The 26,960-nt window shown below is 63.1% G+C and carries 24 protein-coding genes and 1 tRNA gene; 12 read left to right on the forward strand and 13 right to left on the reverse strand.

Annotation, left to right across the window (positions count from 1 at the left end; all coding sequences use genetic code 11):
* Positions 1 to 142 precede the first annotated feature (142 nt).
* The 3 genes from FXB38_RS06330 to FXB38_RS06340 all read left to right on the forward strand — a co-directional run bounded on the left by FXB38_RS06330 (position 143) and on the right by FXB38_RS06340 (position 1,351).
* Positions 143 to 772 carry a Maf-like protein gene (locus tag FXB38_RS06330; RefSeq protein ID WP_148749902.1) on the forward strand — a complete coding sequence of 210 codons (630 nt, stop codon included), beginning with the start codon at positions 143 to 145 and terminating at the stop codon, positions 770 to 772.
* Positions 773 to 908: 136 nt separating this feature from the next.
* Positions 909 to 1,091, forward strand: a complete 183-nt coding sequence (yacG, locus tag FXB38_RS06335; protein ID WP_148749903.1) for a DNA gyrase inhibitor YacG — start codon at positions 909 to 911, stop codon at positions 1,089 to 1,091.
* 184 nt (positions 1,092 to 1,275) lie between these two features.
* Positions 1,276 to 1,351: transfer RNA gene (locus FXB38_RS06340), tRNA-Phe, on the forward strand.
* Positions 1,352 to 1,448: 97 nt separating this feature from the next.
* Here the strand turns inward: FXB38_RS06340 and eutC are convergent.
* The 6 genes from eutC to FXB38_RS06370 all read right to left on the reverse strand — a co-directional run bounded on the left by eutC (position 1,449) and on the right by FXB38_RS06370 (position 7,857).
* Positions 1,449 to 2,246 carry an ethanolamine ammonia-lyase subunit EutC gene (gene eutC, locus FXB38_RS06345; RefSeq protein WP_210250879.1) on the reverse strand — a complete coding sequence of 266 codons (798 nt, stop codon included), beginning with the start codon at positions 2,244 to 2,246 and terminating at the stop codon, positions 1,449 to 1,451.
* Complete coding sequence (locus FXB38_RS06350) at positions 2,246 to 3,643, reverse strand: ethanolamine ammonia-lyase subunit EutB (RefSeq protein ID WP_148749904.1); 1,398 nt, start codon at positions 3,641 to 3,643, stop codon at positions 2,246 to 2,248. Before FXB38_RS06350 ends, eutC begins: the two co-directional genes overlap by 1 nt.
* A gap of 11 nt (positions 3,644 to 3,654) precedes the next feature.
* Positions 3,655 to 4,482, reverse strand: a complete 828-nt coding sequence (locus tag FXB38_RS06355) for an ABC transporter permease (RefSeq protein ID WP_148749905.1) — start codon at positions 4,480 to 4,482, stop codon at positions 3,655 to 3,657.
* Between the two features lie 5 nt (positions 4,483 to 4,487).
* Entirely contained in the window at positions 4,488 to 5,699 is a 1,212-nt protein-coding gene (locus FXB38_RS06360; protein ID WP_148749906.1) for an ABC transporter permease, read from the reverse strand.
* Positions 5,700 to 5,764: 65 nt separating this feature from the next.
* Positions 5,765 to 6,814: an ABC transporter substrate-binding protein gene (locus tag FXB38_RS06365; protein WP_148749907.1), complete on the reverse strand. Its 1,050-nt coding sequence runs from the start codon at positions 6,812 to 6,814 to the stop codon at positions 5,765 to 5,767.
* On the reverse strand, positions 6,811 to 7,857 hold the full coding sequence (locus FXB38_RS06370; protein ID WP_347340221.1) for an ABC transporter ATP-binding protein: 1,047 nt from the start codon (positions 7,855 to 7,857) through the stop codon (positions 6,811 to 6,813). The genes FXB38_RS06365 and FXB38_RS06370 overlap by 4 nt, the downstream gene beginning before the upstream one ends.
* A 379-nt stretch (positions 7,858 to 8,236) precedes the next feature.
* Here FXB38_RS06370 and FXB38_RS06375 point away from each other — a divergent pair, with 379 nt between their 5' ends.
* The 6 genes from FXB38_RS06375 (at position 8,237) to FXB38_RS06400 (ending at position 15,893) form a co-directional block, all read left to right on the forward strand.
* On the forward strand, positions 8,237 to 9,622 hold the full coding sequence (locus tag FXB38_RS06375) for an aminotransferase-like domain-containing protein (RefSeq protein ID WP_148749909.1): 1,386 nt from the start codon (positions 8,237 to 8,239) through the stop codon (positions 9,620 to 9,622).
* Positions 9,623 to 9,628: 6 nt separating this feature from the next.
* On the forward strand, positions 9,629 to 10,876 hold the full coding sequence (locus FXB38_RS06380; protein ID WP_148749910.1) for an NAD(P)/FAD-dependent oxidoreductase: 1,248 nt from the start codon (positions 9,629 to 9,631) through the stop codon (positions 10,874 to 10,876).
* Positions 10,877 to 11,352: 476 nt separating this feature from the next.
* Complete coding sequence (locus tag FXB38_RS06385) at positions 11,353 to 12,018, forward strand: response regulator transcription factor (protein ID WP_148749911.1); 666 nt, start codon at positions 11,353 to 11,355, stop codon at positions 12,016 to 12,018.
* Between the two features lie 173 nt (positions 12,019 to 12,191).
* Positions 12,192 to 12,476, forward strand: coding sequence for a circadian clock KaiB family protein (locus FXB38_RS06390; RefSeq protein WP_187434695.1), 285 nt, complete (start codon positions 12,192 to 12,194; stop codon positions 12,474 to 12,476).
* A complete protein-coding gene (gene kaiC, locus FXB38_RS06395) occupies positions 12,473 to 13,966 on the forward strand; it encodes a circadian clock protein KaiC (RefSeq protein ID WP_246229703.1) in 1,494 nt (497 codons plus the stop codon). The genes FXB38_RS06390 and kaiC overlap by 4 nt, the downstream gene beginning before the upstream one ends.
* A 25-nt stretch (positions 13,967 to 13,991) precedes the next feature.
* A complete protein-coding gene (locus FXB38_RS06400; RefSeq protein ID WP_148749913.1) occupies positions 13,992 to 15,893 on the forward strand; it encodes a response regulator in 1,902 nt (633 codons plus the stop codon).
* 111 nt (positions 15,894 to 16,004) lie between these two features.
* On the opposite strand, the gene FXB38_RS06405 is transcribed toward FXB38_RS06400, so the two are convergent.
* Together FXB38_RS06405 and FXB38_RS06410 are read right to left on the reverse strand one after the other, a co-directional pair.
* Positions 16,005 to 16,778 (reverse strand): SDR family NAD(P)-dependent oxidoreductase, encoded by a 774-nt coding sequence (locus tag FXB38_RS06405; protein WP_148749914.1) that lies wholly within the window; start codon positions 16,776 to 16,778, stop codon positions 16,005 to 16,007.
* Between the two features lie 79 nt (positions 16,779 to 16,857).
* The gene (locus FXB38_RS06410) at positions 16,858 to 17,238 is read right to left on the reverse strand and encodes a winged helix-turn-helix transcriptional regulator (RefSeq protein WP_148749915.1); all 381 of its coding nucleotides are present in this window, start codon (positions 17,236 to 17,238) and stop codon (positions 16,858 to 16,860) included.
* A 149-nt stretch (positions 17,239 to 17,387) separates the two neighbouring features.
* On the opposite strand from FXB38_RS06410, the gene FXB38_RS06415 reads away from it, so the two are divergent.
* The 3 genes from FXB38_RS06415 (at position 17,388) to FXB38_RS06425 (ending at position 19,772) form a co-directional block, all read left to right on the forward strand.
* Positions 17,388 to 17,777 carry a DoxX family protein gene (locus FXB38_RS06415; RefSeq protein WP_148749916.1) on the forward strand — a complete coding sequence of 130 codons (390 nt, stop codon included), beginning with the start codon at positions 17,388 to 17,390 and terminating at the stop codon, positions 17,775 to 17,777.
* Between the two features lie 215 nt (positions 17,778 to 17,992).
* Entirely contained in the window at positions 17,993 to 18,853 is an 861-nt protein-coding gene (locus FXB38_RS06420) for an SDR family NAD(P)-dependent oxidoreductase (RefSeq protein ID WP_148749917.1), read from the forward strand.
* 7 nt (positions 18,854 to 18,860) lie between these two features.
* Positions 18,861 to 19,772, forward strand: coding sequence for an NAD-dependent epimerase/dehydratase family protein (locus FXB38_RS06425; protein ID WP_148749985.1), 912 nt, complete (start codon positions 18,861 to 18,863; stop codon positions 19,770 to 19,772).
* 119 nt (positions 19,773 to 19,891) lie between these two features.
* On the opposite strand, the gene FXB38_RS06430 is transcribed toward FXB38_RS06425, so the two are convergent.
* Genes FXB38_RS06430 through FXB38_RS06450 form a run of 5 tightly spaced genes read right to left on the reverse strand, consistent with a single transcriptional unit; the run spans position 19,892 to position 26,757 of the window.
* Positions 19,892 to 22,204 carry a glycoside hydrolase family 31 protein gene (locus tag FXB38_RS06430; RefSeq protein ID WP_148749918.1) on the reverse strand — a complete coding sequence of 771 codons (2,313 nt, stop codon included), beginning with the start codon at positions 22,202 to 22,204 and terminating at the stop codon, positions 19,892 to 19,894.
* Positions 22,205 to 22,224: 20 nt separating this feature from the next.
* Positions 22,225 to 23,304: an ABC transporter ATP-binding protein gene (locus FXB38_RS06435; protein ID WP_148749919.1), complete on the reverse strand. Its 1,080-nt coding sequence runs from the start codon at positions 23,302 to 23,304 to the stop codon at positions 22,225 to 22,227.
* A gap of 18 nt (positions 23,305 to 23,322) precedes the next feature.
* Positions 23,323 to 24,378, reverse strand: coding sequence for a carbohydrate ABC transporter permease (locus tag FXB38_RS06440; RefSeq protein ID WP_148749920.1), 1,056 nt, complete (start codon positions 24,376 to 24,378; stop codon positions 23,323 to 23,325).
* Positions 24,379 to 24,388: 10 nt separating this feature from the next.
* Entirely contained in the window at positions 24,389 to 25,429 is a 1,041-nt protein-coding gene (locus tag FXB38_RS06445) for a carbohydrate ABC transporter permease (protein ID WP_430640158.1), read from the reverse strand.
* Between the two features lie 35 nt (positions 25,430 to 25,464).
* Positions 25,465 to 26,757 (reverse strand): ABC transporter substrate-binding protein, encoded by a 1,293-nt coding sequence (locus tag FXB38_RS06450; RefSeq protein ID WP_148749921.1) that lies wholly within the window; start codon positions 26,755 to 26,757, stop codon positions 25,465 to 25,467.
* Between the last annotated feature and the right edge of the window lie 203 nt (positions 26,758 to 26,960).

Here is a 26,960-nt window from a genome sequence, read left to right on the forward strand (position 1 = left end):
CACCCGCGTCACAGACTAAGGGCACACGCATGTCGGACACCTCGAATCGCCAAAGTCCGGGTTCCCGGGTTGTGAAATCAGCCCCCTTCCGATAGGTTCCGCGCGCAATTCACCCCCTGCCTCGTCTCCCAAAAATCACCTGATGCTCGGCCGCCCCAAATTCGTTCTTGCCTCCGGTTCGCCGCGGCGCCTGTCGCTGCTCAACCAGGCCGGCATCGAGCCGGACGCGCTCCGGCCGGCCGATGTCGACGAGACGCCGAAGCGGGGCGAGCTGCCGCGCGCCTGCGCCAATCGCCTTGCGAGGGCCAAGGCCGATGCGGCGCTGAAATCGGTGCAGCTCGATGACGAGCTGCGCGGCGCCTTCATCCTGTCCGCCGACACGGTGGTGGCGGTTGGCCGCCGCATCCTGCCCAAGGCCAATCTCGTCGACGAGGCCGCGCAGTGCCTGCGGCTGCTGTCCGGCCGCAACCACCGCGTCTACACTGCGATTACGCTCGTGACACCGCGCGAGGCCTTCCGCCAGCGTCTGGTCGAGACCCGGGTCCGCTTCAAGCGGCTGTCGGAAGACGACATCCAGGCCTATATCGGCTCCGGCGAATGGCGCGGCAAAGCCGGCGGCTATGCCGTGCAGGGCATCGCCGGCTCCTTCGTGGTGAAGATGGTGGGCTCCTACAGCAACGTGGTCGGCCTGCCGCTCTACGAGACCACGACGCTGCTCGGCGGTGAGGGCTTCCCGATCCGCTTCGGCTGGCTCAACGCCACGGCCATTTGACCGCGGCCCGACAAAAATCTCGAAAACAATCCCATGCACAGTAGAATCGGCAGGCGGCGCGCCTGCGCCTTCGCCGCAGGAACCCGTTTGCCGAGAGGCTCTTGAACCCTTTAACCTCGTGTAAGTTGCCGCCATCATGGACGACCACATCAAAAAGCCCGCTGCGCCCCTCAAAACCTGCCCGATCTGCGGCAAGCCGCAGGCGGAGGCCACCCGTCCGTTCTGCTCCTCGCGCTGCCGCGACGTCGACCTGAACCGATGGCTGAAAGGGTCCTATGTCATCCCCGGCCGCGACGACGAAGCCGACGGCGAAGAATAATTAGTTATATCAACAGCTTGCATGGAAGTTCGATGCATCGCGCGCCAGCCGCGGCAATGGCGCCCGACCTTGTGCACAGCCGGCCCGCACCCGGCGAAGCCTCTTGGCGAAGCCGGGTGGACAGGCCGCTTCCAGCCCACTATAAACCGCCCGCTCGATGGGCTTTGGCCCCTCTTTGGAGCACGCCCAGGTAGCTCAGTTGGTAGAGCATGCGACTGAAAATCGCAGTGTCGGTGGTTCGATTCCGCCCCTGGGCACCATTCCTGAACAGATTTACGAAACCTCGCAATGGCTGGAGTGCCGGTCTCGGTTGCTCGGTCATTTGCCAATGACTAGATAGGACATCGTCGTTCGCGCCTATTCTCGCGGCCCGACCGCGCTGATTGCTTCTGTTCCCCGCAAATCGTTGAGTCGGACGCCCGTCGTGGCATGCTTGAACGCCAGCTCCACCACACCGACGATCTGCGCAGCCGCGTCTTCCGGCGACAGTCCAGCGGGACGGATATTGGATATACAGTTCCGGCTCGAATCCATCATGCCGACCCGCGGCCGCCACGTGATATAGGCGCCGAGCGAGTCGGCTGCCGACAGACCCGGACGTTCGCCAATCAGGACGACGGCTAGCTTTGCGCCTAGCAATTCACCGATCTCGTCACCGACCGCGACGCGTCCCTGCCCGACAAGGACAAGTGGTCCCATCGTGAGGCCTTGAGCCAACAAGAGCCGGCGCAGCTGATCGACCAACGGCAGAAGGTTGATCTCGATAGCCGATGCGGAGAGGCCGTCGGCGGCGACGATCGCGACATCGCTGCCGCGTTGCTGGCCGTCGATGGCCAGACGCCCTGCGGGCGATAGGCGGCGTCCCAGATCCGGGCGGCGCAGATATTCGGCGCGATCGGCCGCGGTGCTCTGGACATGGACGACGCTCCAGTCTCGCTCGCGAAGCGATTGCCCGATGGTGTCGAAATCAAGCGCGGCGTGAACGGCGTCACGCGCGCGCGCATGATCGAGCATGAACCGAAGGCCCGTGGCCGTCAGTTGCCCGGATCCAGCGCGCCCGAGCGCGATGCGCGCCGGCGTGAAGCGTCGCAGGCGCGCGAGTTTGTCGGTCACTGCGAGCTGGTTGTTCCGATCTGGCGGCTCGTCCGGCATCATCAGGCTTCCATCGTCTCGATCAGCGCAATGGCCGGACCGATCGCTCCAGACGCGGCTTTCTCAAGCAAACGGCCGTCCACGTCGGCGAGGCCCGTCCGCTGCAGCCAATCCTCGAACTCCGGAGCGCATCGCCGACCGAGAGTCTGACGGACGTAGAGGATGTCGTGAAACGCCAGACTCTGATAGTTCAGCATGACGTCATCGGCGCCGGGAACCGCAATGACGAAGGTGACGCCTGCGGCGGTCAGCAGCGTCAGCAGCGCATCCATGTCGTCCTGATCGGCTTCGGCATGATTGGTGTAGCAGACATCGCATCCCATCGGCACGCCGAGCAGCTTGCCGCAGAAATGGTCCTCGAGTCCGGCCCGCGTGATTTCCTTGCCGTTATAGAGATATTCGGGACCGATGAAGCCGACGACCGTGTTGACGAGCAGCGGCTTGAAACGCCGCGCGATGGCGTAGGCGCGCGCTTCCATCGTCTGCTGATCGATTCCAAAATGCGCGTCGGCGGATAGTGCGCTGCCTTGCCCGGTTTCAAAATACATGACATTCCTGCCGACGGTGCCGCGAGCCAGGGAAAGCGCCGCATCATTGGCCTCCGCCAGGAGGGACAAGCTGATCCCGAACCCTCGATTGGCTTTTTCAGAGCCAGCTATGGATTGGAAGACGAGATCGACCGGGGCGCCGAGATTGATGGCCTGGATCGCGGTCGTGACATGTCCCAGACAGCAGGTCTGCGTCGGAACTTCGAGGCGCTCCCGGACATTGTCGAGCAGGCTGACGATGCGCACATAGTCTTGCAAACTATCGGTCGCAGGATTGACGCCGATCACCGCGTCGCCGACGCCGAACAAGAGTCCGTCAAGCAGACTGGCCGCAATTCCTCGGGAATCGTCGGTCGGATGGTTCGGTTGCAGCCGCGTGGAGAGCCGGCCGGCAAGCCCGATCGTGTTGCGGAAAGCGGTAATGACGCTGCATTTGGCCGCCACGACGATGAGGTCTTGCGCGCGCATGATCTTCGACACGGCGGCGGCCATTTCGGGGGTCAGGCCGGGGGCCAGCGCAGCCAGATGGCTGGTCGTTGTCCGCGTGTCGAGCAGCCATTCGCGAAATCCGCCGACGGTCAGATGGGACACCGGTTCGAATGCCGTCAGATCATGGCTATCATGGATCAGACGAGAAACCTCGTCCTCCTCATACGGCACGAGATCGATATTCAGGAAGGTCTTGAGAGGAAGATCGGCCAGCGCCATCTGGGCAGCAACACGCTCGATGGCGCTCTGCGCCGCGACGCCGGCTAAAACATCACCCGAGCGGGCTGGCGATGCTTTGGCAAGCAGCGTCTTGAGATCGTGAAAGGTCCAGCGTGTACCGTTGATTGTCGTGTGATAGCACATGCAACAATGCCTCACTCGGCCAGGGCGCTGGCGCTTTGCCGCGATCGACGGACGAGCAGATTGGCTACGATCAACAACAGGATCGACAGGCCCATCATCAAGGTGGCGGCCGCCGTGATCGCCGGACTCAATTGCTCTCGCAGGCCCGTGAACATTTCGAGTGGCAGGGTGCGCTGCTCGGCGTTGGCGAGGAATTGCACCACGACCACTTCGTCGAACGACGTCACAAAGGCGAAAGCGGCGCCTGACAATACGCCTGGCAGGATCAGCGGCAGCATGACCCGAATGAATCCGGTCAGCGGTCTCGCCCCGAGAATGGACGTCGCTCGCATCAGGTTGCGGTCGAACCCCGTGAGGCTTGCGCCGACGGTCACCACGACAAAGGGGCTCGCCAGAACGGTATGCGCGAGGATGATGCCGAAATAGGTATTGGCGAGCCCGACGCGGGCATAAAACAGATAGGTTCCGACCGCCGTCACGACGACCGGGACGATCAGGGGCGAAATCAGCAAAGGCACGACGAACCGCCGCGCCGGGAATTTCGGATCCGACAGGCCGATCGCGGTCAGCGTTCCCAGCACGGTCGCCAGCACGGTCGATCCCAATCCGATCAGCAGGCTGTTGCCGATGGCGGCGCGCCAGCGCGGCGTCCCGAGCACGACTTCGTACCACCGCGTTGAAAGCCCGGCGAGCGGGAAGGTGAAGAATGAACCGCTGTTGAAAGACAAGGGCACCGGCACGAAAATCGGCACGACGAGGAAGATCAGCACCAGCACGCACCAGAACCAGAGCGCGGTGACGCGGACCCATTCGGCGGTCGTTGGGTATGGCGACAACATGGCGTTCATCCCATCTTGAAGAGATCGAGACCGAGGTACCGCGTCAGGGTGACGTAAAGGCCGAGGGTAGAGGCGAGCAGCACGAAGCTCAACGCCGCCGCCATCTCCCAATTGAGCTCGACGTTGACGTAGTTGGCGATGAAATTGCTGATCAACTGGTCGCTTGCCCCGCCGATTAGCACCGGCGTGATGTAGTAGCCGAGGCACAGGATGAAGGTGAGCAGGCAACCGGCGAGAACGCCGGGCATGACTTGCGGCAGATAGACCCGCCAGAACGCGGTGAAAGGCCGGGCTCCAAGTGATTGGGCGGCTCTGACCAGCGAAGGCTTGACCGAGCGCATCACGCTGTAGATCGGCAGCAGCGTAAAGGGCAGCTGGATATGCGTCATCGCGATGATGAGCCCGGTGCGGCTGTACATCAATTCGAGGCGATCCGACGTCAGGCCGAGCCAGAGCAACAGGTCGTTGAGCAGGCCGAATTTCTGCAGGATCACGGTCCAGGCGGCGGTACGCACAAGGATCGACGTCCAAAACGGCAGCAGCACCAGAACGAGGACCATGCCGGCAACCGCGGGGCGCAGGTTGGTGATTACGAAGGCGAGCGGAAAGGCGAGCGCCAGCGTTGCGAGCGTGACGATCGTTGCGATCAGAAACGTCCGGCCAAAGACCCGGAGGAAGACCGCCTGGTCGGCCGGAACCGCGCCGATGGTCCCCCGCTCGGTCCATCGCAGGTCAAAGGCGCTGAGGAGATAGAACGAGGTGAAGCGGTTTGTGCCGGTGCGAATAGCCGCCCAGCTTTGCTCTTCGCCGAGCAGCGGAGCCGCCTTGATCATCGCCTCCTTGCCCGTCGCCTGATCCTGCGTGGCGATGCGCGCTACGCGGAGCACCTGGCTGCGGGCGCCGGGCAGGCGGGTGTTGAGGGCCTTGGCGAATTCATAAACGGCGCCTGCCGCCTGCGCCTGCTTCAAATCGGCCGCCAAGGCGAGGAAGACGGGCTCGCCGGGCACGCCGGCGCCGCTGTCCTGCCGGAGCGCCGCGATGGTGTGAGGCAGCGCATTGGCAATTGTCGGCTCGTAGACGGCCCGCGACAGCAGCGCGACGATCGGCGCGCCGAAACTGAACAACAGAAGCAGCAGGAGCGGGGCCGCCAACGCAAGCGGACGCAGGCCGTCCCATCGGTCCGTTGTGCCGATTTTCGGTAAGGCGATCGATGACATGAGGCACCCCTCGCGTGGCGTTAGGACCGGGTGGTGCCCGATCGGCGTTCTCGTCGCGGCCTATTCTATTGGGCGAGCCAGGCGTTGAAGCGCTTGACCAAGTCCTCGCCATGGTCACCCCAGAATTCGACGTCGCCGACCAGGTAGCTCTTCATGTGATCGGGCGCGGTGGGGAGTTTCGGCAGGACCTCCTTGGGAACGAACGGCGTCGCATCCGTCAGCACCGGACCATAGGGAATGAAGCGGCCGAGCCGCGCGCCGACTTCAGGATCGGCCGCATAGGCGAGATATTTGTAGGCGAGGTCGAGGTTCTTGGCGCTCTTCGGAATCGCGATCATGTCATATTCGACGATCTGGTTGTCCCAGACGATCGCGAAGGGGCGCTTGTCCTGGTCGATCGCGTTTTGAATGCGCCCGTTCCACGCGGTCGTCATGACCACCTCCTTGGAGGCAAGCAGTTGCGGCGGCTGTGCGCCGGCATCCCACCAGACGATATCCTTCTTGATGGTGTCGAGCTTCTTGAAGGCGCGGTCGACCCCGGCCAAGGTTCCCAGCACTTTGTAGATGTCGGCGATCGGCACGCCATCGGCCATCAGAGCCCATTCCAGATTCTGCGCGGGCGCCTTGCGCATGGCGCGCTTGCCGGGGAATTTCTTGGTGTCGAAAATATCGAGCACGGAAGTCGGCGCCTCTTTCAGCACGGTCGTGTCATAGGCCAACACGTCGCCATAGACATCGATGCCGACGCCGCAATCGAGCGCCGTGCCTGGCAGGAATCGCGAACGATCGGCGACCTTCGAATAATCGAGGCGGATCAGAACGCCGGCGTCGCAGCCTTGCAGGACCGTCGAGGTTTCGACCGTCACGAGGTCGATCGGCACATTGCCGGTCTCGACCATCGCTTTGATCTTGCCGAGCTCGCCGGTATATTCCTGCTCGTTGAACTTGATGCCCATCTTCTTGGCGAACGGCTCGAACCAGGCCTGCCGCAGCGCCGCCTGCCACGCGCCGCCGGTGGCCATGACGGTGAGTTCTTCGGCGCTGGCGGGTTGAAGCTGGCCAACGATCGCGGCGCTCGCCAAGGCAAGCAAGGTCGTCCTGGATACTCGCTTCATGAAACGCTCCCTATGTTCGCTGAGCTGCCGTCCGGGACGGCGCCTGCCGGAAAAGCCCGGCAATCGGATATAGGCCAGCAAAGGTCGATCGCTTCGCCCGCCGCCATCGTTGCTTCAGGTCCGACTTTTACAGTCAGGATCTGCCCGCTCGCCAAACGCGCGAGTAGGCGCTGATGGTCGCCGTGATAGATTCGGCCATCGACCGTCGCCTGAAACCGGTTGTCCGAATCCGCGCCGGCGCCCGACAGCCCGATCCGCTCGGGCCGGATCGTCAGATGGACCGGCGCGCCCGGACGAATATCGCCGATCGCCATCGCGGTCGTCTTCAATCCTGTTGGCAGCGCGACCAGACATTGATTGCCGACGACGCGTTCGACGACACCATCCAGTGCATTGTTTTCGCCAATGAAGCCTGCGACGAACGCAGTCGCCGGCTTATTGTAAAGCTCGTCCGGCGTTCCGATCTGATCGATGGCGCCGCTTTCGAAGATGGCGACGCGATCCGACATCGTCAGTGCTTCGCTCTGGTCGTGCGTCACGTATACGATGGTGACGCCGAGCATCTGATGGATCTGCATCAATTCGATCTGCATGTGCTCGCGCAGCTTCTTGTCGAGAGCGCCGAGGGGTTCGTCCATCAGAACGAGGGTCGGCTGGAAGACGAGCGCGCGGGCGAGCGCGACACGCTGCTGCTGACCGCCCGAGAGCTGCGCCGGCTTGCGGTCCTTGAAGCGCTCCAACTGCACCATTTCGAGGGCGCGCACGACGCGCGGCCCGATCTCCGCCCTCGGCAGCTTTCTCACCGACAAAGGGAAGGCGACGTTGTCCGCTACGCTCATATGCGGAAACAGCGCGTAGTTCTGGAACACCATGCCGATGTTGCGTTCATAGGGCGGCAGGCGGTCGACCGACTTGCCATCGAGCGTAATGACGCCCTCGCTCGGACGTTCGAAGCCCGCCAGCATGTTCAAGGTCGTGGTCTTGCCGGAACCTGAGGGACCGAGGAACGTCAAAAACTCGCCCCGGCCGATGCTCAAATTCAACCGGCGGACCGCATGAAAATTGCCGTACGATTTCTCGACGTCAATGAATTCGACAAATTTGGCGTCGCCTTGGCCCGTTGCGAGTCGCGCGCCTGCCGCAAGGGGACTACGAAGCGACGAACTTTGTCCGGTCGAAACCATCGCTCCACCTCCCAAGGTTGCCCACAATTATGTGACCACACAATAGACGATTGAGTGACCGTACAATGCGGAAATCTGAGCGTCAAGGCTATCAAATGATGCAATTTACGGCGTCGACCATGTCATATAATAGGCAGTTGAAGCCGTAAGGAATGCATACAAGTCGGATTGTCCGATTCTTTTCTCCATGTTAAGAATGCCTTGGCCAAGACAAGAACGCTCGGGGCACCCAGCCGAAATGCTCGAAAATCTGGAACTGCCGGACAACGATCGACCGATTTATCAGCGTTTGGCGGATGCCATCGGTGAACGAATTGCTTGCGGCGAACTGGCTGAGGGCGACAGGTTGCCGCCACATCGAGAAATTGCGCGCCTGCTCGGCATCAATGTCACGACCGTCACCCGCGCCTTCTCGGCCTTGCAACAGCGCGGACTCGTTGAGGCGCGCCCCGGCCGCGGGACACTTGTCGCCGCGAAGGAGACGGAGGAAGGTGGATTCAAATCCGCGCCCAGCGATGAGGCCGGTCTGATCGATCTGTCCGTCAACAGGCCGGCGACGTCGGCTTATCGCGACGCGCTGGCGCTTCTTCTGCCGCACATCGCCAAAGATCGCCGATTTGGCGCGTTGCAAGACTATCATCCCCCGGAAGGTCCGCTATGGGCGCGCGCCGCGGCTGCGGATTGGCTCAATGGCGTAGCGGGCGATGGCGATGCCGGTCGCGTTGTCCTGACCGACGGCGCTCAGCATGGCCTTGCCTGTGTGCTACGGGCCCTGACGCAGCCCGACGATGTCGTCCTCGCTGATTCCATCACCTATCAAGGCATCAGCGCGCTTTGCCGGTCACAAGGTGTCGACCTGCGTGGGGTGTCGATCGACCGAGAGGGCATGCGGCCGGATGCTCTCGAGGCGGCTTGCGCGACCTTGCGCCCTCGCGCGGTTTTCCTCGTACCCAGCTTGCACAATCCGACAACGGTTACATTGAGCGAAGAGCGCCGCCGCGCGCTCGGGGCGATTGCGCGGCGCCATAACGTGCTGATCATCGAGGACGATGTCTACCGTCCGTTGCTCGATCGCGCCATTCCATCTTTCGCGGCCCTCGAACCTGAACTCACCGTCCACATCAGCGGCCTATCGAAATGCATCGCACCCGGCCTGCGCTACGGATTTGTGGTCGCGCCACGCGCAGTCTTGGGCAATGTCGCGGCGGCGCTGCGGATTGATTGCTGGAGCATCAGCCCGCTCACGGCATTGGTTGCCACCGTTTTGCTGGAAGAGGGGACCGCGAAGCGGATCATCGAATTCCAGCGCGAGGAACTGCGCCGGCGGCAGGCCATTTTGCGCGACGCCCTCGCGGCATTCGATGTTCAGACGGACGAGACGTCGCCTCACGCCTGGCTGCATTTGCCCGAACCGTGGCGAGGCGCTGCTTTCGCGCGCGCCTGCCGTCAGCGCGGCGTAGGCGTGCTTCCTGCGGACGCATTTGCGGTAGGACGCGAAACGCTCGCCCACGCCGTGCGCATCAATGTGGGCGCGGCGCCTTCAGCCGGCGAATTGCGGCAGGCGCTTTCGATCATGGCTGAACTGCTGAATGCCGGTCATCTCGAAATCTCGGGCGCGGTGTGAGGCGCCGTGGCGGAGTTGATCAAAACAGACGTCGCGATTGTCGGAGCCGGAATCATCGGCCTTGCGATTTCATTTCGGCTGGCGGGAGCTGGCCGTGAAGTCGTTGTCGTCGATCCGAACGAGGCAGGTTCGGGCGCCTCGTACGGCAATGCCGGGACATTGGCTCCTTACGCCTGTGCGCCGGTCGGCAACCCCGACGTTCTCTGGAATCTGCCGAACCTGCTTCTCAAGGCGGACAGCCCTCTGACCGTCAGGCTAGCCGCCTTACCCGCACTCGTTCCCTGGCTGTCGCGGTTCGTTTGGCAATCCGCGCCGGCTCGAGCGCGCCGCAACGGACACGCGCTTGCGGGCTTGCTCAAGGATGCGATGCCGGATTGGCGAGCGCTCGCCGAAGAGGCTCGACTTGCGGACCTGCTTCGCTATGAAGGCTGCCTCTATTACTATCGGGGAAAGCTTCCGCAAAAAGATAGCGAGTGGGGCGCCCGGCTGCGGAACGAGTTCGGCGTCCGACAGGAATGGCTGACGTCGGCAGAGGTCGCAAGGCTGGAGCCCGCGCTTCCTCCCGCGGCCGGCGGCGTTTTTTTCCCCGATGCGGCCCATACCGTCGATCCAGCCGTGATGACCCGCCGACTGGCGGCCGCAGCCGAGGCCAAGGGTGCTACGTTCGAACGCGCCCGCGTGGATCGGCTGGAGCCGCAGGACAGCGGACGCATCCGCTTGATCTGCCGCGACCGCACGATCGAAGCGCATACGGTCGTGCTCGCCGCCGGCGCCTGGTCGCAGTCTCTGGCTGCGCCAATTGGAGAGAATATTCCCCTCGATACGGAGCGCGGCTACCACATTGAATTCGCGATGGATGTCTGTCCGATCAACAGGCCCGTCAGCCCGGTCGATCTGGGCTTCTATATCACACCCATGGCCGGTCGTTTGCGGGTCGCGGGAACGGTCGAGCTTAGTGGCCTCTCGGCACCGCTCAATCAGAAGCAAATTGCTGTCCTGGAGCGAGGCGTCCGCAAGCTTTTCCCGAATCTCGGACCCGTTCAATCGCAGTGGCTCGGCTTTCGCCCCTCGCTTCCGGATTCGCTGCCCGTCATTGGACCGAGCCGACGCTATCCGAACCTGATCCACGCCTTTGGACACGGACACCTCGGCATGACCTTGGCCGGCGTAACCAGCCGCGTTGTTGTAAGCCTGATCGAAAGGCGCAATGATGTTCCGGACCTTTTCGCATTCCGACCTGACCGGTTTGGTTGAGTGATTTTTCGCGGCCGGGCTGTGTCTCGGAGCGCGCTGCACTCGCGACGACGCGAAGTTATACAATTATTTCAATTTCGTAAGAGTTCGCAGTTTTATTCTGAATGGCGCACCAAAAGTACGATGTTCTGCGATTTTCTATCGGATCCCGCGATGCGGCTCGCAACCGAGCTCGATTTCCATCGCCGGCGGATGATTGTTGTTGATAATCCGAATCGACGAACTTCGCGATCTCGGGCCTCCGTTGGCTGGCACCGGGCGAGGCAAATACTTCGCTCCCGCGCGCTGTCCACGGCTGCCAGCCTGGTGATGTCGTCGATCAGGGAGGGCGGCCGAGCGCGCTGGCCGTTTTGATCCGAAATAGTGCTTTTCTACTAGCGGCTTAGTCGGGGGGAACTACACTTCTCGCACGGCGTTGTCAGGGCGAACATTTCAAAGTTCGTCAGCCCCATCACCAATCGCAAAGGGGAAACGCCATGGATGACGTGGTGAATGATCGTTCGCGCCCGCAAGAACAGCTCGAGCGCGTCGTGACTGCACTCGGAACAGGAGCGGTGCTACTCGATTCCAATCGCGAGATCGCGTGGATCGATGAGCGCACCCGCGAGCGCCTGAACGGAGGCATCGACGAGCTCGCCGCGTCGTTGCGCACGCTCGATGCCGGCGCCGCCGTTCATTGTTGTCTCTCCGCCCAACAGATCGTGATCAATGGAGATGCGGTCACGATATGCCTTATTCAGGAACGCGAGCTTTCCCGGGACGAGCATGGACGTGATGCGGTTACGGCGCTCGAGGCCGCGTTGGCCGATCCATCCCGGTTTACGCGCTCGATCATCGAAGCGCTCAAGGCGTTCCGTAAAGCCAAGCCGGCGCCAAGAACCTCGGATCTGGACATTCTCTCCGATCGCGAGCGCGAAGTCTTGGGCCTGATCTGCGAGGGCCGCAGCGATACCGAAATGGGGACCATGCTCAATCTTTCACAGAATACGATCCGCAACCACATCGCCTCGCTGTATCGGAAGATCGGTGTGAACCGCCGCAGCGCCGCTATGATTTGGGCGCGTGAGCGCGGCATCACGCCTCAAGATGCCTTGTCCGGACGGCGGCGGACGTCGCCGCGCCCGAGTCCCTCGGTTGAATAAGGCTTACTAGAAGGTTGGTATTTCTCTCTCTCTTGCGCACGAGGCGAGGAAACGCTCTTACTTTGCGATCCATCGCGCGTGCGGATGAAATCGATCATCCGTACTGAAAGGGGTGGCAGCGGGTCTGCCGTCGCCCGCTGGCGCCCCGCGATGTGCAACCAGGGCCACGCCCCGTGATCGACCCAATTCTACGCCTCTACGTTGCCGGGACCTCGGCAACTGCCCGGCGGGCTGAGAAACAGCTTGCCGAGCTTCAGGCGCGCATCCATCCGGCGTGCAAGGTCGAAATCATCGACGTTCAGGAGAGGCCGGAACTCGCTGAAAAGTCAGGCATCCTGGCGACGCCAACGCTCGCGTACGAAAGCCCTGAGCGCTCGCGGCGCATCGTCGGCGATCTCGGCGACACCAGGCGTGTCCTGGATTTTCTCGGCATAGAACTGAAAGGGAAGTCCGCATGATCGCGCAAGACGAGGACATGGAGGTCTCGGATGTCCTGGACCGGGTGAAGACCGGTGTGAACGCCTTCGATGAACTGGTGATGGGCGGCCTGCCGCGTGGCCGCACGACGGTTGTCGGCGGGACGCCAGGTAGCGGCAAGACGGTGTTCGCGACGCAATTTCTCGCTCATGGCATTACTCACTACGGCGAAAACGGGGTTCTGGTGACGTTCGAAGAGCCGCCCGTCGATATCGAGGCCAACATGCGCAGCTTCGGCTGGGATCTTCCCGCCTGGCGCAAGGAGGGGCGTCTGGCCTTTGTCGATGCGAGCCCTTCGGCGAGCGACGAAATGGTGGTCGGCGATTACGATCTGGCCGGCCTGCTGGCGCGCATCGATCATGCGGTCAAAACCGTCCGCGCCCGTCGCGTGGTGCTGGATTCGCTGACGCAGCTCTTCGATCACTTCATCGGCGACCCGAAGATATTGCGCCGCGAGTTGTTCCGCATCAGCAGTGCCCTGAAGAAATCGAAGCTCGCGGTGCTGATGACCGCAGAGCGCAACAACGAATATGGTGAGATCACGCGCCATCGCCTCGAAGAGTTCGTTGCGGACAATGTCGTGATTTTGCGCAACGTGCTTCACCGCGAAAAGCGCCGCCGTACCATCGAAGTGCTGAAGATGCGCGGCAGCCATCACGCCGAAGGCGAGGCGCCGTTCACCTTACTGGAGAATCGCGGTGTCGTGGCCGTGCCTCTGTCGTCGCTGCGCCTCGAACAGCAGTCGAGCATGGTGCGGGTGACCAGCGGCAATCCCGCGATCGACGAGATGTGCGGCGGCGGCTTCTTCCGCGACAGCGTCACGCTCGTCAGCGGCGCCACCGGGACCGGCAAGACGCTCTTGGTGACGAACTTCCTCGCCGGCGGCGTCGCCGCGGGCGAAAAGTCCATCCTGTTTGGATACGAGGAGAGCAGAGGCCAGTTGTTTCGCAACGCAAGCGGCTGGGGCGTGGACTTCGCGCAAATGGAGGCGGAGGGCAAGCTCAAGATCGTCTGCCTCTATCCGGAAGCGCAGGGCTTGCCGGATCATCTCCTCACCATCCAGGGCCTGGTCGATGAGTTCAAGCCGAGCCGGATTGCGATCGACAGCCTCTCTGCGCTGGAGCGAATCGCCCCCGACACGGGCTTTCGCGAATTCCTGATCAGCCTCACGTCCTTTATCAAGAAGCGTGAAATCGCCGGCCTTTGCACGGCGACCAGCAAGTCGCTGGTCGGTGGCGAAAGCGTCAGCGAACAGCACATTTCGACGCTGACCGACTCGATCATTCTGCTGCGCTATATCCAGGAGCAGGACAGGATGCATCGCGGTCTGATGATCCTGAAGATGCGAGGCAGCGAGCACGCCAAGGAGATTCGCCGTTTCACCATCGACAACACCGGCATGCATCTCGGTGATCGTTTCGAGGACGCACCCAACGTGTTCACCGGCGGCGATCCCGAGTACAGACGCTGAGGTCCGGACCGCCGAATAATACCCCATGCGAGACATCACGATGAATGCGGCAAGTCCCCGAAGAAGCGGTGGTATCGATCAGGCGGACATCCGCTTCCTGGTCGAGAAGAATGCCGACGGAATCATCGTTGTCGACGAAGACGGCATCGTGTTGTTCGCCAATCCGGCCGCGGAACAGATTTTCGGCCGCGCGCGCGAGACGCTGACCGGTTCGCCGATCGGCATACCTCTGATCGGCGGCGACACGACCGAGATAGCGATTCATCGTCCGGGCGGCGGTTCGATCGACGCCGAGATCCGAGTTGTGGATACGACGTGGGATCGCCGCCCGGCGCTTCTGGCGAGCTTGCGCGATATATCGGCGCGAAAGGCGATGGAAGAGCGGATGAGGCAGTCGGCCAAGATGGAGGCGGTCGGCCGGCTGACCGCCGGCATCGCGCATGACTTCAACAACCTGTTGACGGTCGTGCTTGGAAACCTGGAAAGCGCGCGGCGGCAGTCCGCCGTGGCGACGACCGAACGGGCTCAGGCCCTTGACAACGCGACGCGCGGCGCACGCCGGGCCGCAGTTCTGACCGAACGGCTGCTTGCCTTCGCGCGTCAAAAGCCGCTGGAGCCGGTCCTCATCGATGTCAACGAAATCGTGTTGAGTATGTCCGATTTGCTTCAGCGCACTCTGGGCGAGAGCATCAATGTCCGTACCGTGCTCGATCCCGAAGCCTGGAACATCGAGACCGATCCGACCGAACTGGAAGCAGCGATCCTGAATCTCGCCGTCAACGCGCGTGATGCGATGCCGGATGGCGGTGAACTCGTGATTGAAACCTCGAATGTCGAGCTTGAAGCCGCCTATGCCGCAGCCAACGCCGATGTGACGACCGGACCGAATGTGATGATCGCGGTCTCCGATACAGGCACGGGGATGACGGCCGATGTCCTCAAGAAAGTGTTCGAGCCGTTTTTTACGACCAAACCCGACGGCCGCGGGACCGGTCTCGGACTCAGCCAGGTCTACGGCTTCGTGAAGCAGACCGGCGGCCACCTGAAGCTTTATAGCGAGCCCGGGCTCGGAACGACTGCGAAGATTTACTTCCCAAGAGCATCGAAAACGCCGCGCAGCCCTAAAGCCGATGGACCGAAAAAGCTTGACCATGTTCCGCTCGCCTGCGAGGGCGAAGTCATCCTTGTGGTCGAAGATGACGAGGATGTTCGCAACTACACCGTCAGCAGCCTGCGCGAACTCGGCTATGTCGTGTTTGAAGCCATCGATGGGACCTCTGCGCTCGAGATCGTAGAACGCGAAGCACGAATCCATCTGCTCTTTACCGATCTCGGCCTTCCGGGCGCCATGGACGGAAGGGCGCTTGCGGACCGCGTTCGCGTCATCAGGCCGTCTTTGAGGACACTCATCACGACAGCATACGCCGGCAGTGTCCTTCTCAGCGAGGGAAGGCTTGCTCCTGGCGTCGAACTACTTAGTAAACCTTTCACTTTGACCGCTCTGGCCATGCGTATCCGGGAATTGCTCGATCGGGACGAAGAAAGTCAGGGCGGCCGCATTCTTGTCGTCGATGACGAAGTCCTGATTCGCATGTTGGTTGTGGATACTCTCGGGCGCGAAGGGCTGCAGGCTGAAGAAGCCGGCAGCTTCCATGAGGCTCTCGCGAAGATTCGAAACATCGGCGACAAACTGGTCGGGGCAATCATCGACCTCGGTCTTCCAGACAAGCCCGGCGATGGACTTGTCGCCGACATCAGGGCTTTGCAGCCACATTTGCCGATCATCTTGGCAACCGGCTATGCCAGGGAGAATGTCCGCCAGCGGTTTGCGCAAGATGCGTTGCTGCAGATCGTAGCAAAGCCGTTTGATATGGAAACTCTCATGGCTGCGCTGACAACGATGGGAGTACGAACGCGGAGGATCTGATACGATGCGTTGTCAGATGGCGCGAGAGCGCTCTAGGTGCAAAACCTGCGCTTCCTGGCCGCAGCTCCAACGTCACAAGCTCGCGACTACGCGGAAACACCGGGCGCGGTCCTAAGCCTGAGGAAGCGCGATGCCCGTTAGCTCCTCCAATTTGGCGATGAGCTGCTCCTGGAATTGGAGATCGAGGGCCTCACCGGCCGGCTGCTCCTGCCGGAGATGGTGCCAGTAGCGTCCGCTGACCATTGCAGCCGGTTCGTCGCTGATGGCAAGCCAGGTCTGGGTCCTTTGGCCGGTATCGAGGTCGACCGGCGCACCCGGGCCGCCCATTCTCGTGCGTGCCCAGCCGGGATCGACGGCATTGCTCAAGACCTGCGGCCAGCGTCGCGCCAGGGCGAAAGCGAGCGCGACGACCTGCAGCTTGCTTTCGGCGTAGGCCTTAGCCGGATCCCAGCTCCGCTTCGTCCAGTCAACGTCGCCCAGCGAACCCTCTCCGCCGCGGTGCAGGCCGCTGCTGAGGTAGACCAACCGACCGGGACGCTCGATCAGCGCAGTCAGGATGTACGGCGCCAAGGTGTTCACCGCCAACGTGGAGGCATGGCCCTCGGGCGTCGCGCCGCGACTGCGCTCCGTGTAGACGCCGGCGTTGTGGATGATCGCATCCATTCGCCCGATCGCGTTGACCTGATCCGCGATACCTCTGGTCTCAGCGGCGCTGCGGAGATCGCCGATGACGATTCCTGCGGTCCGCGAGGAGAGCTTGCCGATGGTCGCGACGCGATCCGCCGATCGGGCATGCAGCACCACGCGGTGTCCGTGGTCGAGAAGCGACTCCGCCGCCGCCCGCCCGAGTCCGTCCGTGCTGCCCGTAATAAAAACAATCGCCACTCGCTCCTCCTCTCGATGTCCAGAAGCTCCCAGGATCGCCGCCCTCACGCCAGACCGACGCAAGGCAATGTGTTCGCATTCAGCTGCCCTTGGCTTTCCGCCCGCGGCCGCTCGGCTTTACGGGCACGCTCTTTCCGTGCTCCTTCCACCAGGCGGTCAGTGCCTGCATCATGGGACCGAGCCCCCGCGCCTTGGACGTGATCTCATATTCGACGCGGGGCGGCACTTCCGCGAATACGGTGCGTGACACCAGACCGTCCGCTTCGAGCTCACGGAGCTGTGCCGTCAGCATGTGCTGGGTGATGCCCGGGATCGCCTTTCGCAGCTCCCCGAAGCGGTAGACCCGCTGATTGAGCAGCCACATGATCTCCAGCTTCCATTTGCCTGAGAGCAGCGCGAACGCGCGCCGCATCTCTTCATGCATGTTGATCTGTTTATCGGCCATAGTCTGCTTTTCCATACTAGCAACAGGTTATTCATCCTACTTGCGAATACAGATCTTAGCCGACATTTTCGATGTGCGCTGCGGATGCAGAGACAATCACGCATTTCGAGCAGCCGCGAAGTCGAAGGAGCTGTTGCTGCCGCAACCGCGCTCAGGAAGAGATCATGGCATCGGTCTACATATATTGGGTCAGCACCACGCTTTTGTGCCTGCTGTATCTGACCTCGGGCTACATGTACGCAACAAAAGGGGACTGGGTCCGGAAGGCACTCGCCGACCTCGGTTATCCCGCCTACCTCGTGCCGTTCATGATCGTGGTGAAGATCGCAGGCCCAGTCGCCATCGTGTCGCGTTTCAACGTGGCGCTCAGCGATCTCGCCTATGCCGGTGTCTTCTATCACCTCCTGCTGTCTGGAATGGGGCACATCGGCGTGCGCAGCCTCAAGGGCGCTCTGCCGGCGGCCATTGGCCTGATCTTGCTGGCCGCTTCCTTTGCAACGCAGAACGTCGCTCGTGAAGTCCCGTCACCCTACGTGCAAGCGGCGATGCTCTGACGCACCAGGAAAATATCGAGCACACCATCGAATGGAGACAAGAGCGCACGACGGAGCATTCTGGAAAGTTTGCAACGTCAGCGAACTCGCCCAAAAAATCGGGGACGCGAGAGTACCCGCACCTTCTCCAGAGCCGCAATGGGCGCAGAGCTCGTTCGAGCTGACGCGCGTCGTATCGTCACAAACAACTTGTTCCTACCGAAAGAGGATCACTCATGAATGAGCGACGGGTATCTGGTGGCAATTACGTGTTTTTCGGCGGTTCCACGGGCATTGGTCGTGCTGCGGCCGTGGGGCTGGGGCGCCGCGGCGCGAACGTGCTGATCGTCGGTCGGGGACGAAAGGCCGGCGAGGTCGCGATCGAGGCCGTTCGCGCAGCGGGCGGCGCGGCCGCCTTCCTGAGCGCCGACCTATCGACCCTCAGGGGCGTCAAGGCGGCGGCCGAGGAGGTCATGGCGTGGCGACCGGTCCTGCACGGGGTGATGCACACCGCCATGGCCGCGTTCAAGGGCAAGACCTTGACGGCTGACGGTCTGGAGTTCGCCTTCGCCCTGCAATACATGGCGCGCGCGGCGCTCAATCGGGCGCTGGCCGAACCGCTCGCCGCCTCGGGCGATGGACGCATTGTTAGCATCTCGGGCAATGTCCCGTTGTCATTCATGCCCGAGCTGGATGACCTGCAATTCGAGCGCCGCAAGTGGAGCTTCTACAAGTCGATACTGGGTACGCACCTCCTTGGTCATCTGCATGTCCAGGAAGCTGCGCGGTTGTGGCGCGACCGTCCTGTGACTATCGCGGCGGCCTGTGTCGGTTCCACCAAGACCAAGGTCATGGCCGATCCGCTTATGCCCTTGAGTATGAAATTGCTGGGGCTGTTCGGTACAACGCCCGAGGTTTCCGCAGTCAACGCAGTCCGCATTTTGACCCAGGCCTCGCCGGCCGACTTCGATGGAGTCGTCCTGCGCAACCCCAAGCGTTTCGAGCCGGAGCCACTTGCAATGAACTCCGATGCCGCCAGGAAGCTATGGGCCCTGACGGGCGACATTGCGGCCAAGCACGGCTTATCGTTGGAATAACGAGCCAATGAAAACGAATGTCATCGTAGGGGCCAGTGCTGTCGGAAGCGCTGTCGCGTCCCTGCTCGCTGAACGCGGCGAGAACGTCCGGCTCGTGACACGCAGAGGCGGCGGCCCAACTCATCCTTTGATCGAGCGCATCGCGGCGAACGCGGCCGATGCCGATCGGCTGAGCACAATCGCCGAAGGTGCAGCCGCTCTCTTCAATTGCGCCAGCCCGGCCTATGATCGTTGGCTGATCGACTGGCCGCCGATCAGTGCGGCAATATTGAAGGCTGCGGAGCGCAGCGGCGCGGTCCTCGCGACACACGCCACGCTATACCCCTATGGTCCGGGCTCCGGCGTCATGTCAGAAGCCACGCCGCTCGCTGCCACACATCCCAAGCTACGCATGCGCGGCGAGATGTGGCAGGAGGCGCTCGCGCTGCACCGCGCCGGCCGCATCCGCGCGACTGAAATACGCGCCAGCGATCATATCCAGCCCCAATCGTTGGTCAGTCTGGCGATGTTCAGACCCATGCTCGCCGGCAAGCGCGTGAAATCGCCGGTACCTGTCGACGTGCCTCGAACCTGGACGTCGACCGGGGATGCGGCCCGCCTTCTGTCGACTGTGGCAGCCGACAAACGCGCTTGGGGCAGAGCATGGCACGTGCCGAGCCATGAGCCGATGACGGCACGCGAGCTCCTCACCCGGTTCGCGAAAGCCAACGGTCTGCCGGAACCGAAGATAACGGTCATACCCTGGGGCTTGGTCTGGACTGTCGGCATTTTCGTCCCGATGGTTCGCGAACTCCGCGCGACACGCTATCAGTTCACCGACCCCTTCATCATGGACTCTCGTATCGCCCGAGAGACTTTCGGGATGGAGCCGGAACCGCTGGAGACCGCGTTGCGCGATGCCGCGCGGATGCTGGAGTGAGATCTCCTTTCGCGCCGGAAACCGTACGCTCTCAAATGCGTCGAGAAGACAGTCGCCGGATCGCGCTCAATCCGTTAGCGGCGGGTGCGATCGAGACCGGCTTCGGTCGCGCGCGCGGCTCACTCTGCCGTGCCGGCAAGACGCAGATTCGGCACGCCGACGCCGCGGGCACGGATTGGTGCGGCCAACTTTCCTCCGCTGACATCGAGAACGAAGCCGGTATCGTCGGGGCGCAGGCGCAATTCAATGGTCGTGCCTGTCTTGCGCCAATCCGCCGCCTCGCCATCGTCGACATAGAGGAGGCCGAAGCCACCATGATCGGGCGCTCCGAACGCGATCGCCGTCAGCCCCTCCTTGTCTTCGACCGGAACGATCGCGCCCGCGCGTGCGAACAGCGGTAGCCGGCCCAGAGGCGCTGCGACAGTAATGGTTCGCCCGCCCTCGAATGGCGTCCCGTCATGCCAGTCGTACCAGCCACCGGGATGGGTGGGCAGATAGATTTCGCGCGTCGTCGCTCCCTCTTCCAGCACCGGAGCGACGAGCAGATCGGGTCCAAGCATGAAAGCATCCTCGACGGCCCCGGCGGTCGCGTCGGACGCGAAATCCCACAGCAGCGGGCGCACCGCCGGCACGTCTTCGGCCGCCGCACGCCACATCTGGGTGTAGAGATAAGGGATAAGGCTGTGACGCAGGTTCATGGCGGATCGGACCTGCGGAACTACGCCCGGATGCATCCAGGGCGTGTTGACGATGCCGCTCGTCTTCCAGGAATTCATCACCATGCGCGGCCACAACGCGCAGAACTCGACAAACCGGCAGAGCAGCTCCGGGCCTGGCGACGGGCCATGGAAGCCACCGACGTCGTGGCCGATGTTGTAAAGCCCCGACAGGCTCATGTTGAGCCCCTGGGTCAGGTTGTAGCGCAGCGTCTTCCACGAGGTTTCGTTGTCGCCGCTCCAGGTCTGGCCGTAGCGGGCGATGCCGGCGCTGCCGGCGCGCGTGATGGTATAGGGGCGTTTGTCCGGTGCCTGTGCGGCCTGGGTCTCGTAGGCGAGCTTGTGCATCAGGAGCGCCTGCGCGGGACGGGCGAGCCCTTGCGGAAACGGCCGTCCGTCGCCGTCGCAGACCGCATCCTCGTCCCAGATCTCGTATTCGTTGTTGTCGCTCCACACCGCCGTCACCCCATAGGCGAGCAGCGCGTCGCGGATGCCGTCCGCCCACCACTGCCGGCCCTTCGGGTTGGTGAAGTCGACATGGAAGCCGAGGCCGTCCCAGAATTGCGCGACCGCCGGATCGCCGGTCTCGCCGTCGGCGACCAGAATGCCGCTCGCCCTGGCTTCAGCGAGCCGTGGATGATCGTCGAGCAGGCAGGGCTTGATGTTGGTGACCGGCTGCATGCCGGCCGCCTTGAGCCGCGCCATCGTCGCCGACGGATCCGGGAATTTCTCGCGGTTCCAGTTGAAGACGTAGCGACGGTCGCCGATCGAGGTGTAACCCGAGCCGAAGTGAAAGCTGTCGCAACGAATGCCGTAGCGTCTGCAATCCTCGATGAAGCCGGTGATGCGCGCGTCCGCATCCGGCGCGTCGGCAATCGTCATGGTCGTCATCGCGAATCCGAGCGTCCAGCGGGGCGCAAAAGCCTGTCCGCCGGTCAGCCAGGAAAACCGGCGCGTGACTTCCGGCACGGTCGGGCCGGCGAGCACGTAATAGTCGAGGTCGCCGTCCTCGGCGCGATAGCTGCGGAACAGCCCATGGTAATTGTCGATCGTGCAGCCGAGGTCGACCGAGCCGAGGGCGAGATTGTCGTAGAACACGCCGTGCGCGCCGCGTGGGCCATCGACGATGAAGAACGGCAGCATCTTGTACAGCGGATCGGAAAGCTCGGCATCGTAGCCGCAGGGGTCGACAGCGTCGATCGCGAAGCGCCGGCCTGTGCGATCGAGCGGACCGGCCTTGTCTCCGAGGCCGTAATGGCGTTCGTCGTCGTGCCGTTCCATCGCGTGCAGCGACGCACCGGTCTTGCGCGACAGCAAATAGGCCTGGGTCGGACGGTCGCGCAGCAATGGCCGGTCCTCGCCGTCGCGGTACCAGGCGATGCCGAACGGATCAAGCTGCACCTGCGCGCTGAGACCCGCGGCGGCGAGCGTGACGATGCCGCCGGCCTCCGACACCGTCGAAGCCGGATTGGCAAAGCCGGAGAAATCGTCGCGCAGCCGTCCTTCGAACGGCGGCTCGGTGCGACCAGGCGCAATCGCCCAGCCGCGGTCGAGGCGATAGCCATCCTGCTGGCGCAGGGTGACGCGGCCGATGTCGCTCTCCAGAATTGCGACGCGCAGCGTCGCGAGCGGAGCCGCCGCCGGTCCGGTCGCGAGGTCGAACAGCGCGGCTTGGCCGTCGAGACCGCGAAAGCGGCCGTGGGTCAGGGCTTTCATGAAATCAGGCTCCGGGTCGGTCAGGGCCGGGCGAGGGCTGCGCCGGCTGCGTCGAAGATATGCAGATGGTCGGCGGCGAAGCGGATCGCGACCGCATCGCCGCGGTGGAACTGTGACTGGCCATCCTGGCGCAGCGTGATCTGCGGCAGGCCGGGGGCCGACGCATAGATGAAGGTCTCACCGCCAAGCCGTTCGACGAGGTCGACAGTTGCTGTGAGCATGCCCGTGTCGGGCGCGACGTCGATATGCTCGGGGCGGATGCCGAGCGTCACGGCCGCGCCGGCTGCGAGGCCGGAAGGGGCGCGAGGTAACGCGACGTCACGTTCGCCGACCGTGAGGCGGAGCATGCCGTCGTCGGAAACCACCACAGCCGGCAGGAAGTTCATCCGGGGCGAACCGATGAAGCCGGCAACGAAGGCGTTCGAGGGGTGATTGTAGAGCTCGAGGGGCGTGCCGATCTGCTCGATCCGGCCAGCTTTCAGCACCACGATCCGGTCGGCAAGTGTCATGGCTTCGACCTGATCGTGGGTGACATAGATCATGGTGCCGCCCAGCTTGGCATGCAGCGCGGCAAGCTCCTTGCGCGTCGCGACGCGCAACTCCGCGTCGAGGTTCGACAACGGCTCATCGAACAGAAAGATCTTCGGATCGCGCACGATGGCCCGGCCGATGGCGACACGCTGCCGTTGTCCGCCGGACAGCGCCTTGGGTTTGCGGTCGAGATAGTCCGTGAGCCGCAGCATGGCGGCGGCGCGCTCGACCCGCTCCTCGATCTGCGCAGGCTTCAGCCCCATGTTCTCGAGCGCAAAGGCCATGTTCTTGCGCACGCTCATGTGCGGATAAAGCGCATAGGACTGGAACACCATGGCGAGCCCGCGCTCGGAGGCCGGCAGATGGGTGACGCGCTCGCCGTCGATATGGACCTCGCCGCTGGTTACGTTTTCGAGGCCGGCGATGACGCGCAGCAGCGTCGACTTCCCGCAACCGGACGGTCCGACGAAGACGACGAATTCGCCATCCTTCACGGCGAGATCGATGCCGTGAAGCACGTCGATGGTGCCGAAGGATTTGCGTGCGCCCGTGAGTTTCAGTTCAGCCATGGTGATAGCCCCGATCGGTCATTTCATTCCGGTCGAGCCGATGCCCGTCGTGATGAAGCGCTGGAGGAACACGAAGACGAGCGCGACGGGAATGAGCGTCACGACCGTCATCGCAAGCAGGTAATGCCACTGGGTCTGGAGCTCGCCCTGGAAGGCATTGAGCGCGATCTGCAGCGTGTAGACCTCGGTCTTGGTCAGCACCGCGAGCGGCCACAGGAATTCGTTCCAGCGCCACATGATCGAGAAAATCGCCAGAACCGCCAGCGCCGGCAGGGTCAGCGGCATGACGATGCGCCAATAGATCTGCCACTCGGACGCCTTGTCCATGCGCGCGGCCTCGATCAGATCCTTCGGCAAGGTCAGCATGTATTGCCGCAGCAGGAACACGCCGGTCGGCGTCGCGGCGCCCGGCAGGATCACCGCCCAAAGCGAGTTGGTGAGGCCGAGTTCGGTCACCACCAGATAAACCGGCACGAGGATGATGGTCACCGGGATCATCAGCGTCCCGATCACCGCCAGGGTGGCCGCCTGCTTGCCGGGAAACTGATAAACGGCGAGCCCGTAGGCGGCCATGGAATTGATCAGCAGCGTGATCAGCGTGGCGATCACCGTCACGAATACCGAATTGTACAGGAAGCGCAGGAAGGCGAAGCGCTGCAGCGGCTCGCTGTAGTTCTCGGTCGCAAGCGCGACGCGGCGCACCGGTTCGCGCTTGTCGATCGCGACGCGGAACTGTTGCGAGGGATCGGCGGGATCGACCATCTGGGCAATGAGCCCGATGCGTCGGACCTGCGCCAATTCGCGGACCGTGCCGTCGGGAAGCTTGGCGCGGAACAGCGGCAGCTTCTGCGGCTGACCTGATACCGTCACTTCGACCTGTGCGAACGGGAGCAGCGACGGGGGAAATTCCAGCAGCGCGCTCTGGGTCTTGAACGATGACAGCACCAGCCATAGCACCGGTCCGAACATCAGGACGACACCGAGCGCGAGATAGACGTAGGCCGCGATGTCGGTCCAGTGCAGCGGACGTCCGGGCCCGTTGCGACGCTGACCGAGCATGCTTGAAAGGCGCATGGTTGCCATCTCAAACCTCTTTGCGCCGCGCGGCGGCGAATTGCAGGAGCGTCAGGACAAAAAGCACGACACCGAGCACGACGGATGCCGCGGCAGCGAGGCCGAAATTCTGCACCTGGCTGGAGAACGCGGTCTCGTAGATGTACTGGACCACCATCAGCGTCGCGGTGCCGGGACCGCCGCCGGTCAGCACGAAGACCTCGTCGAAGGTCTGCGCGCCCTTGATGAGCGCGAGCACGATGACGACGATCATGTTCGGCCACAGCAACGGCAGCGTGATGCGTAACAATACGCGCCAGCGCGGCGTCGCGTCCATCTCCGCCGCCTCGTAGAGATCGGCGGGTATAGCTTGCAGGCCGGCGAGCAGGATCAGGGTGTAGAAGCCCATATGGGCCCACACCGAGACGAATACTGCCCAGAACATCGCCCAGCCCGGATCGACGAAGAACAGGATCTTCTGACCGCCGAGCGTGGTGATGGCGGCGTTGAGGAGCCCGTCGCGCTGCAAGATCCATTTCCAGATCAGTGCGACCACCACGGGCGACAGCAGCACGGGAAAGAAATAGACCGCCCGGAAAAAGCCCCTTCCACGGATCTTCATGTTGAGGACGAGCGCGGTGACGAGAGAAAGCAGCACCATCGCCGTCACCTGAAAAACGACGAACTTTGCGGTATTGGCGACGCCGCGCCAGAAGTGGTCCTCGCGGCAGCTCGATGGATCGAGATAGGAGCCGCAGTCGAACAGATAGGCGAACTGGTCGCCGCCGACATAGGGGCGCTGCGAGGGAAACAGCGCCGTACCGCCGGTCACCGAGAACACGACGTTGATGCCGATCGGCAGGAATACGAACAAGCCGAAGAAGACGAAGTTGGGAAGCAGGAACACGTACGCCATGCGCCGCGCACCGATCATGCGCTGCATCCATCGCATCGGCGGATCGAGCAGCCGCAGCGCGACGCCAACCGGCAGGACCGCGACCTGTCCGAGCCGGGCGAGCGCGCCGGTTGCCATGCCGCGCTCAGGTCGGATCGTGGACGAGACGCCCGACATCACACTGATCCTCCGGCCCGATGAAGGCGTTGCCGTCACTTCTTGTTGCGTTCGGCTATCTGCTGCGCGACGTCGGCGGTGATGCGCTTGTAGGCGTCCTCGAGCGTCGTCTCGCCCGAGACCGCCTGCCCGAGCCGGCTGATGACGGCGTTCAGGACGATTCGGCTATTGCTGTAGCCCTGGATCCGGTAGGCGATCGGAGAAATCTGGGCCGCGCTTGCGGTGAAGACCTTCAGCGCGGCGGCGGCTTCCGGGCTGGCCGTCGGATAGTCGAGGCCCTTCTTCGCGAGCCCGAGGTGGCCGGGCACGAACAGCGAGCGCGAGTAGAACTCCGCCAGCACCGGTTCGCTCGCGAGATAGTCCATCACCCGCGCGACTTCTTTGGGATGCTGGGTCGTCTTGAAGGCCACAAGACCGGCGCCGCCCGGCATGCTGCTGCACCCGCCGAGCCCGCAGGGATTGGGGACCGCCACCCAGTCGAAGGCATCACCGACGGTCTTGGCGAACTGACTAATCTGCCACGATCCGGACAGATACATCACGACCTGCGCATTCTTGAATTCGTCGTTGGCGCCGCGATAGGCCGTGCCGGAGACCGAGCCCCACAGCTCCTTCGACATCACGCCGGACTTATGCCAGTCGTAGACGAGCTGCGCCGCGCGCTTGAAGCCTCCGTCGACGACATCGGGCTCGCCATTCGCCCCGAACACCTGCGTGCCTTGCGAGACCGCGAGTGCATAGAAACGATGGCCCGAGCGGTCGAGCGCCAGCGGGAACGGCGCCTGGACCTTATCCGCCACCTGCTTCGCCGCCTTCGCCCAGTCCTCCCAGGTCGACTTCTCGCCCGGCATCGCGACCCCGGCCTGCTCGAACAGGGTCTTGTTGACGAACGGACCGGTGACAGTGAGCTGGGTCATGAAGCCCGGGATTGACTTGGTGTCGCCGGCCGGGCGCATCCATTCGAGGAAAGGGCCGAAGTTCGTTTCCCAGTAGCCGGGGTCCTTGAGAAAGGGGCGCATGTCGAGGGCGAAGCGCGACAGGCCGCCCATGTCGACGACGCGCGCCATGTCCGGGCCCTGGCCGGAGGCCAGCTGCACCGGCAAGGTCTCGTTGATGGCCTTGAAGGGCACCTGATCGAGGACGATTTCGATGTCCTTGTTCTGCTCATGGAATCGCTTGAGCAGGTCAGCCATCACCTCGCCCTCGTTGCCATCCGAATACCAGGTCATGCGCAGCGTGGTGGTCTCGGCCGCGGCCGGCCCGCCGAACGCAGTGGCGGCCAGCAGGGACAGTGTAAAGGACGCGATGACGGGCGTGGCGGCACGCATGGTCGAATCTCCTCTCCGCTCGCCGACCCGATGCGGGTCCGCGCGAGATCTGGCGCACGGGTCCGTTCTCGGACGGATCCTCAGCGCTGGCGTTTCCTTCAATATCGGCACCTGCTCAGGCGGATGCCTTACTCACGAATTGGGGCGCGTTATCCACAGACTGGGCAGCAGGTGGATAAACCGACATCCCCTTCCACAAGGGC

The organism is Bradyrhizobium cytisi (assembly GCF_008123515.1).
GTDB classification, from domain to species: Bacteria; Pseudomonadota; Alphaproteobacteria; order Rhizobiales; family Xanthobacteraceae; genus Bradyrhizobium; species Bradyrhizobium cytisi.

Bases quoted from the DNA above. Each gene is read 5' to 3' on its own strand.
- FXB38_RS06400 (WP_148749913.1), top strand. From the start codon at position 13,992: ATGCGAGACATCACGATGAATGCGGCAAGTCCCCGAAGAAGCGGTGGT.
- kaiC (WP_246229703.1), top strand. From the start codon at position 12,473: ATGATCGCGCAAGACGAGGACATGGAGGTCTCGGATGTCCTGGACCGG.
- FXB38_RS06440 (WP_148749920.1), bottom strand. From the start codon at position 24,378: ATGCGCCTTTCAAGCATGCTCGGTCAGCGTCGCAACGGGCCCGGACGT.
- FXB38_RS06355 (WP_148749905.1), bottom strand. From the start codon at position 4,482: ATGTTGTCGCCATACCCAACGACCGCCGAATGGGTCCGCGTCACCGCG.
- FXB38_RS06410 (WP_148749915.1), bottom strand. From the start codon at position 17,238: ATGGAAAAGCAGACTATGGCCGATAAACAGATCAACATGCATGAAGAG.
- FXB38_RS06330 (WP_148749902.1), top strand. From the start codon at position 143: ATGCTCGGCCGCCCCAAATTCGTTCTTGCCTCCGGTTCGCCGCGGCGC.
- FXB38_RS06375 (WP_148749909.1), top strand. From the start codon at position 8,237: ATGCTCGAAAATCTGGAACTGCCGGACAACGATCGACCGATTTATCAG.
- yacG (WP_148749903.1), top strand. From the start codon at position 909: ATGGACGACCACATCAAAAAGCCCGCTGCGCCCCTCAAAACCTGCCCG.
- FXB38_RS06445 (WP_430640158.1), bottom strand. From the start codon at position 25,429: ATGTCGGGCGTCTCGTCCACGATCCGACCTGAGCGCGGCATGGCAACC.
- FXB38_RS06365 (WP_148749907.1), bottom strand. From the start codon at position 6,814: ATGAAGCGAGTATCCAGGACGACCTTGCTTGCCTTGGCGAGCGCCGCG.
- FXB38_RS06420 (WP_148749917.1), top strand. From the start codon at position 17,993: ATGAATGAGCGACGGGTATCTGGTGGCAATTACGTGTTTTTCGGCGGT.
- FXB38_RS06430 (WP_148749918.1), bottom strand. From the start codon at position 22,204: ATGAAAGCCCTGACCCACGGCCGCTTTCGCGGTCTCGACGGCCAAGCC.
- FXB38_RS06415 (WP_148749916.1), top strand. From the start codon at position 17,388: ATGGCATCGGTCTACATATATTGGGTCAGCACCACGCTTTTGTGCCTG.
- FXB38_RS06435 (WP_148749919.1), bottom strand. From the start codon at position 23,304: ATGGCTGAACTGAAACTCACGGGCGCACGCAAATCCTTCGGCACCATC.
- FXB38_RS06425 (WP_148749985.1), top strand. From the start codon at position 18,861: ATGAAAACGAATGTCATCGTAGGGGCCAGTGCTGTCGGAAGCGCTGTC.
- eutC (WP_210250879.1), bottom strand. From the start codon at position 2,246: ATGATGCCGGACGAGCCGCCAGATCGGAACAACCAGCTCGCAGTGACC.
- FXB38_RS06385 (WP_148749911.1), top strand. From the start codon at position 11,353: ATGGATGACGTGGTGAATGATCGTTCGCGCCCGCAAGAACAGCTCGAG.
- FXB38_RS06450 (WP_148749921.1), bottom strand. From the start codon at position 26,757: ATGCGTGCCGCCACGCCCGTCATCGCGTCCTTTACACTGTCCCTGCTG.
- FXB38_RS06350 (WP_148749904.1), bottom strand. From the start codon at position 3,643: ATGTGCTATCACACGACAATCAACGGTACACGCTGGACCTTTCACGAT.
- FXB38_RS06360 (WP_148749906.1), bottom strand. From the start codon at position 5,699: ATGTCATCGATCGCCTTACCGAAAATCGGCACAACGGACCGATGGGAC.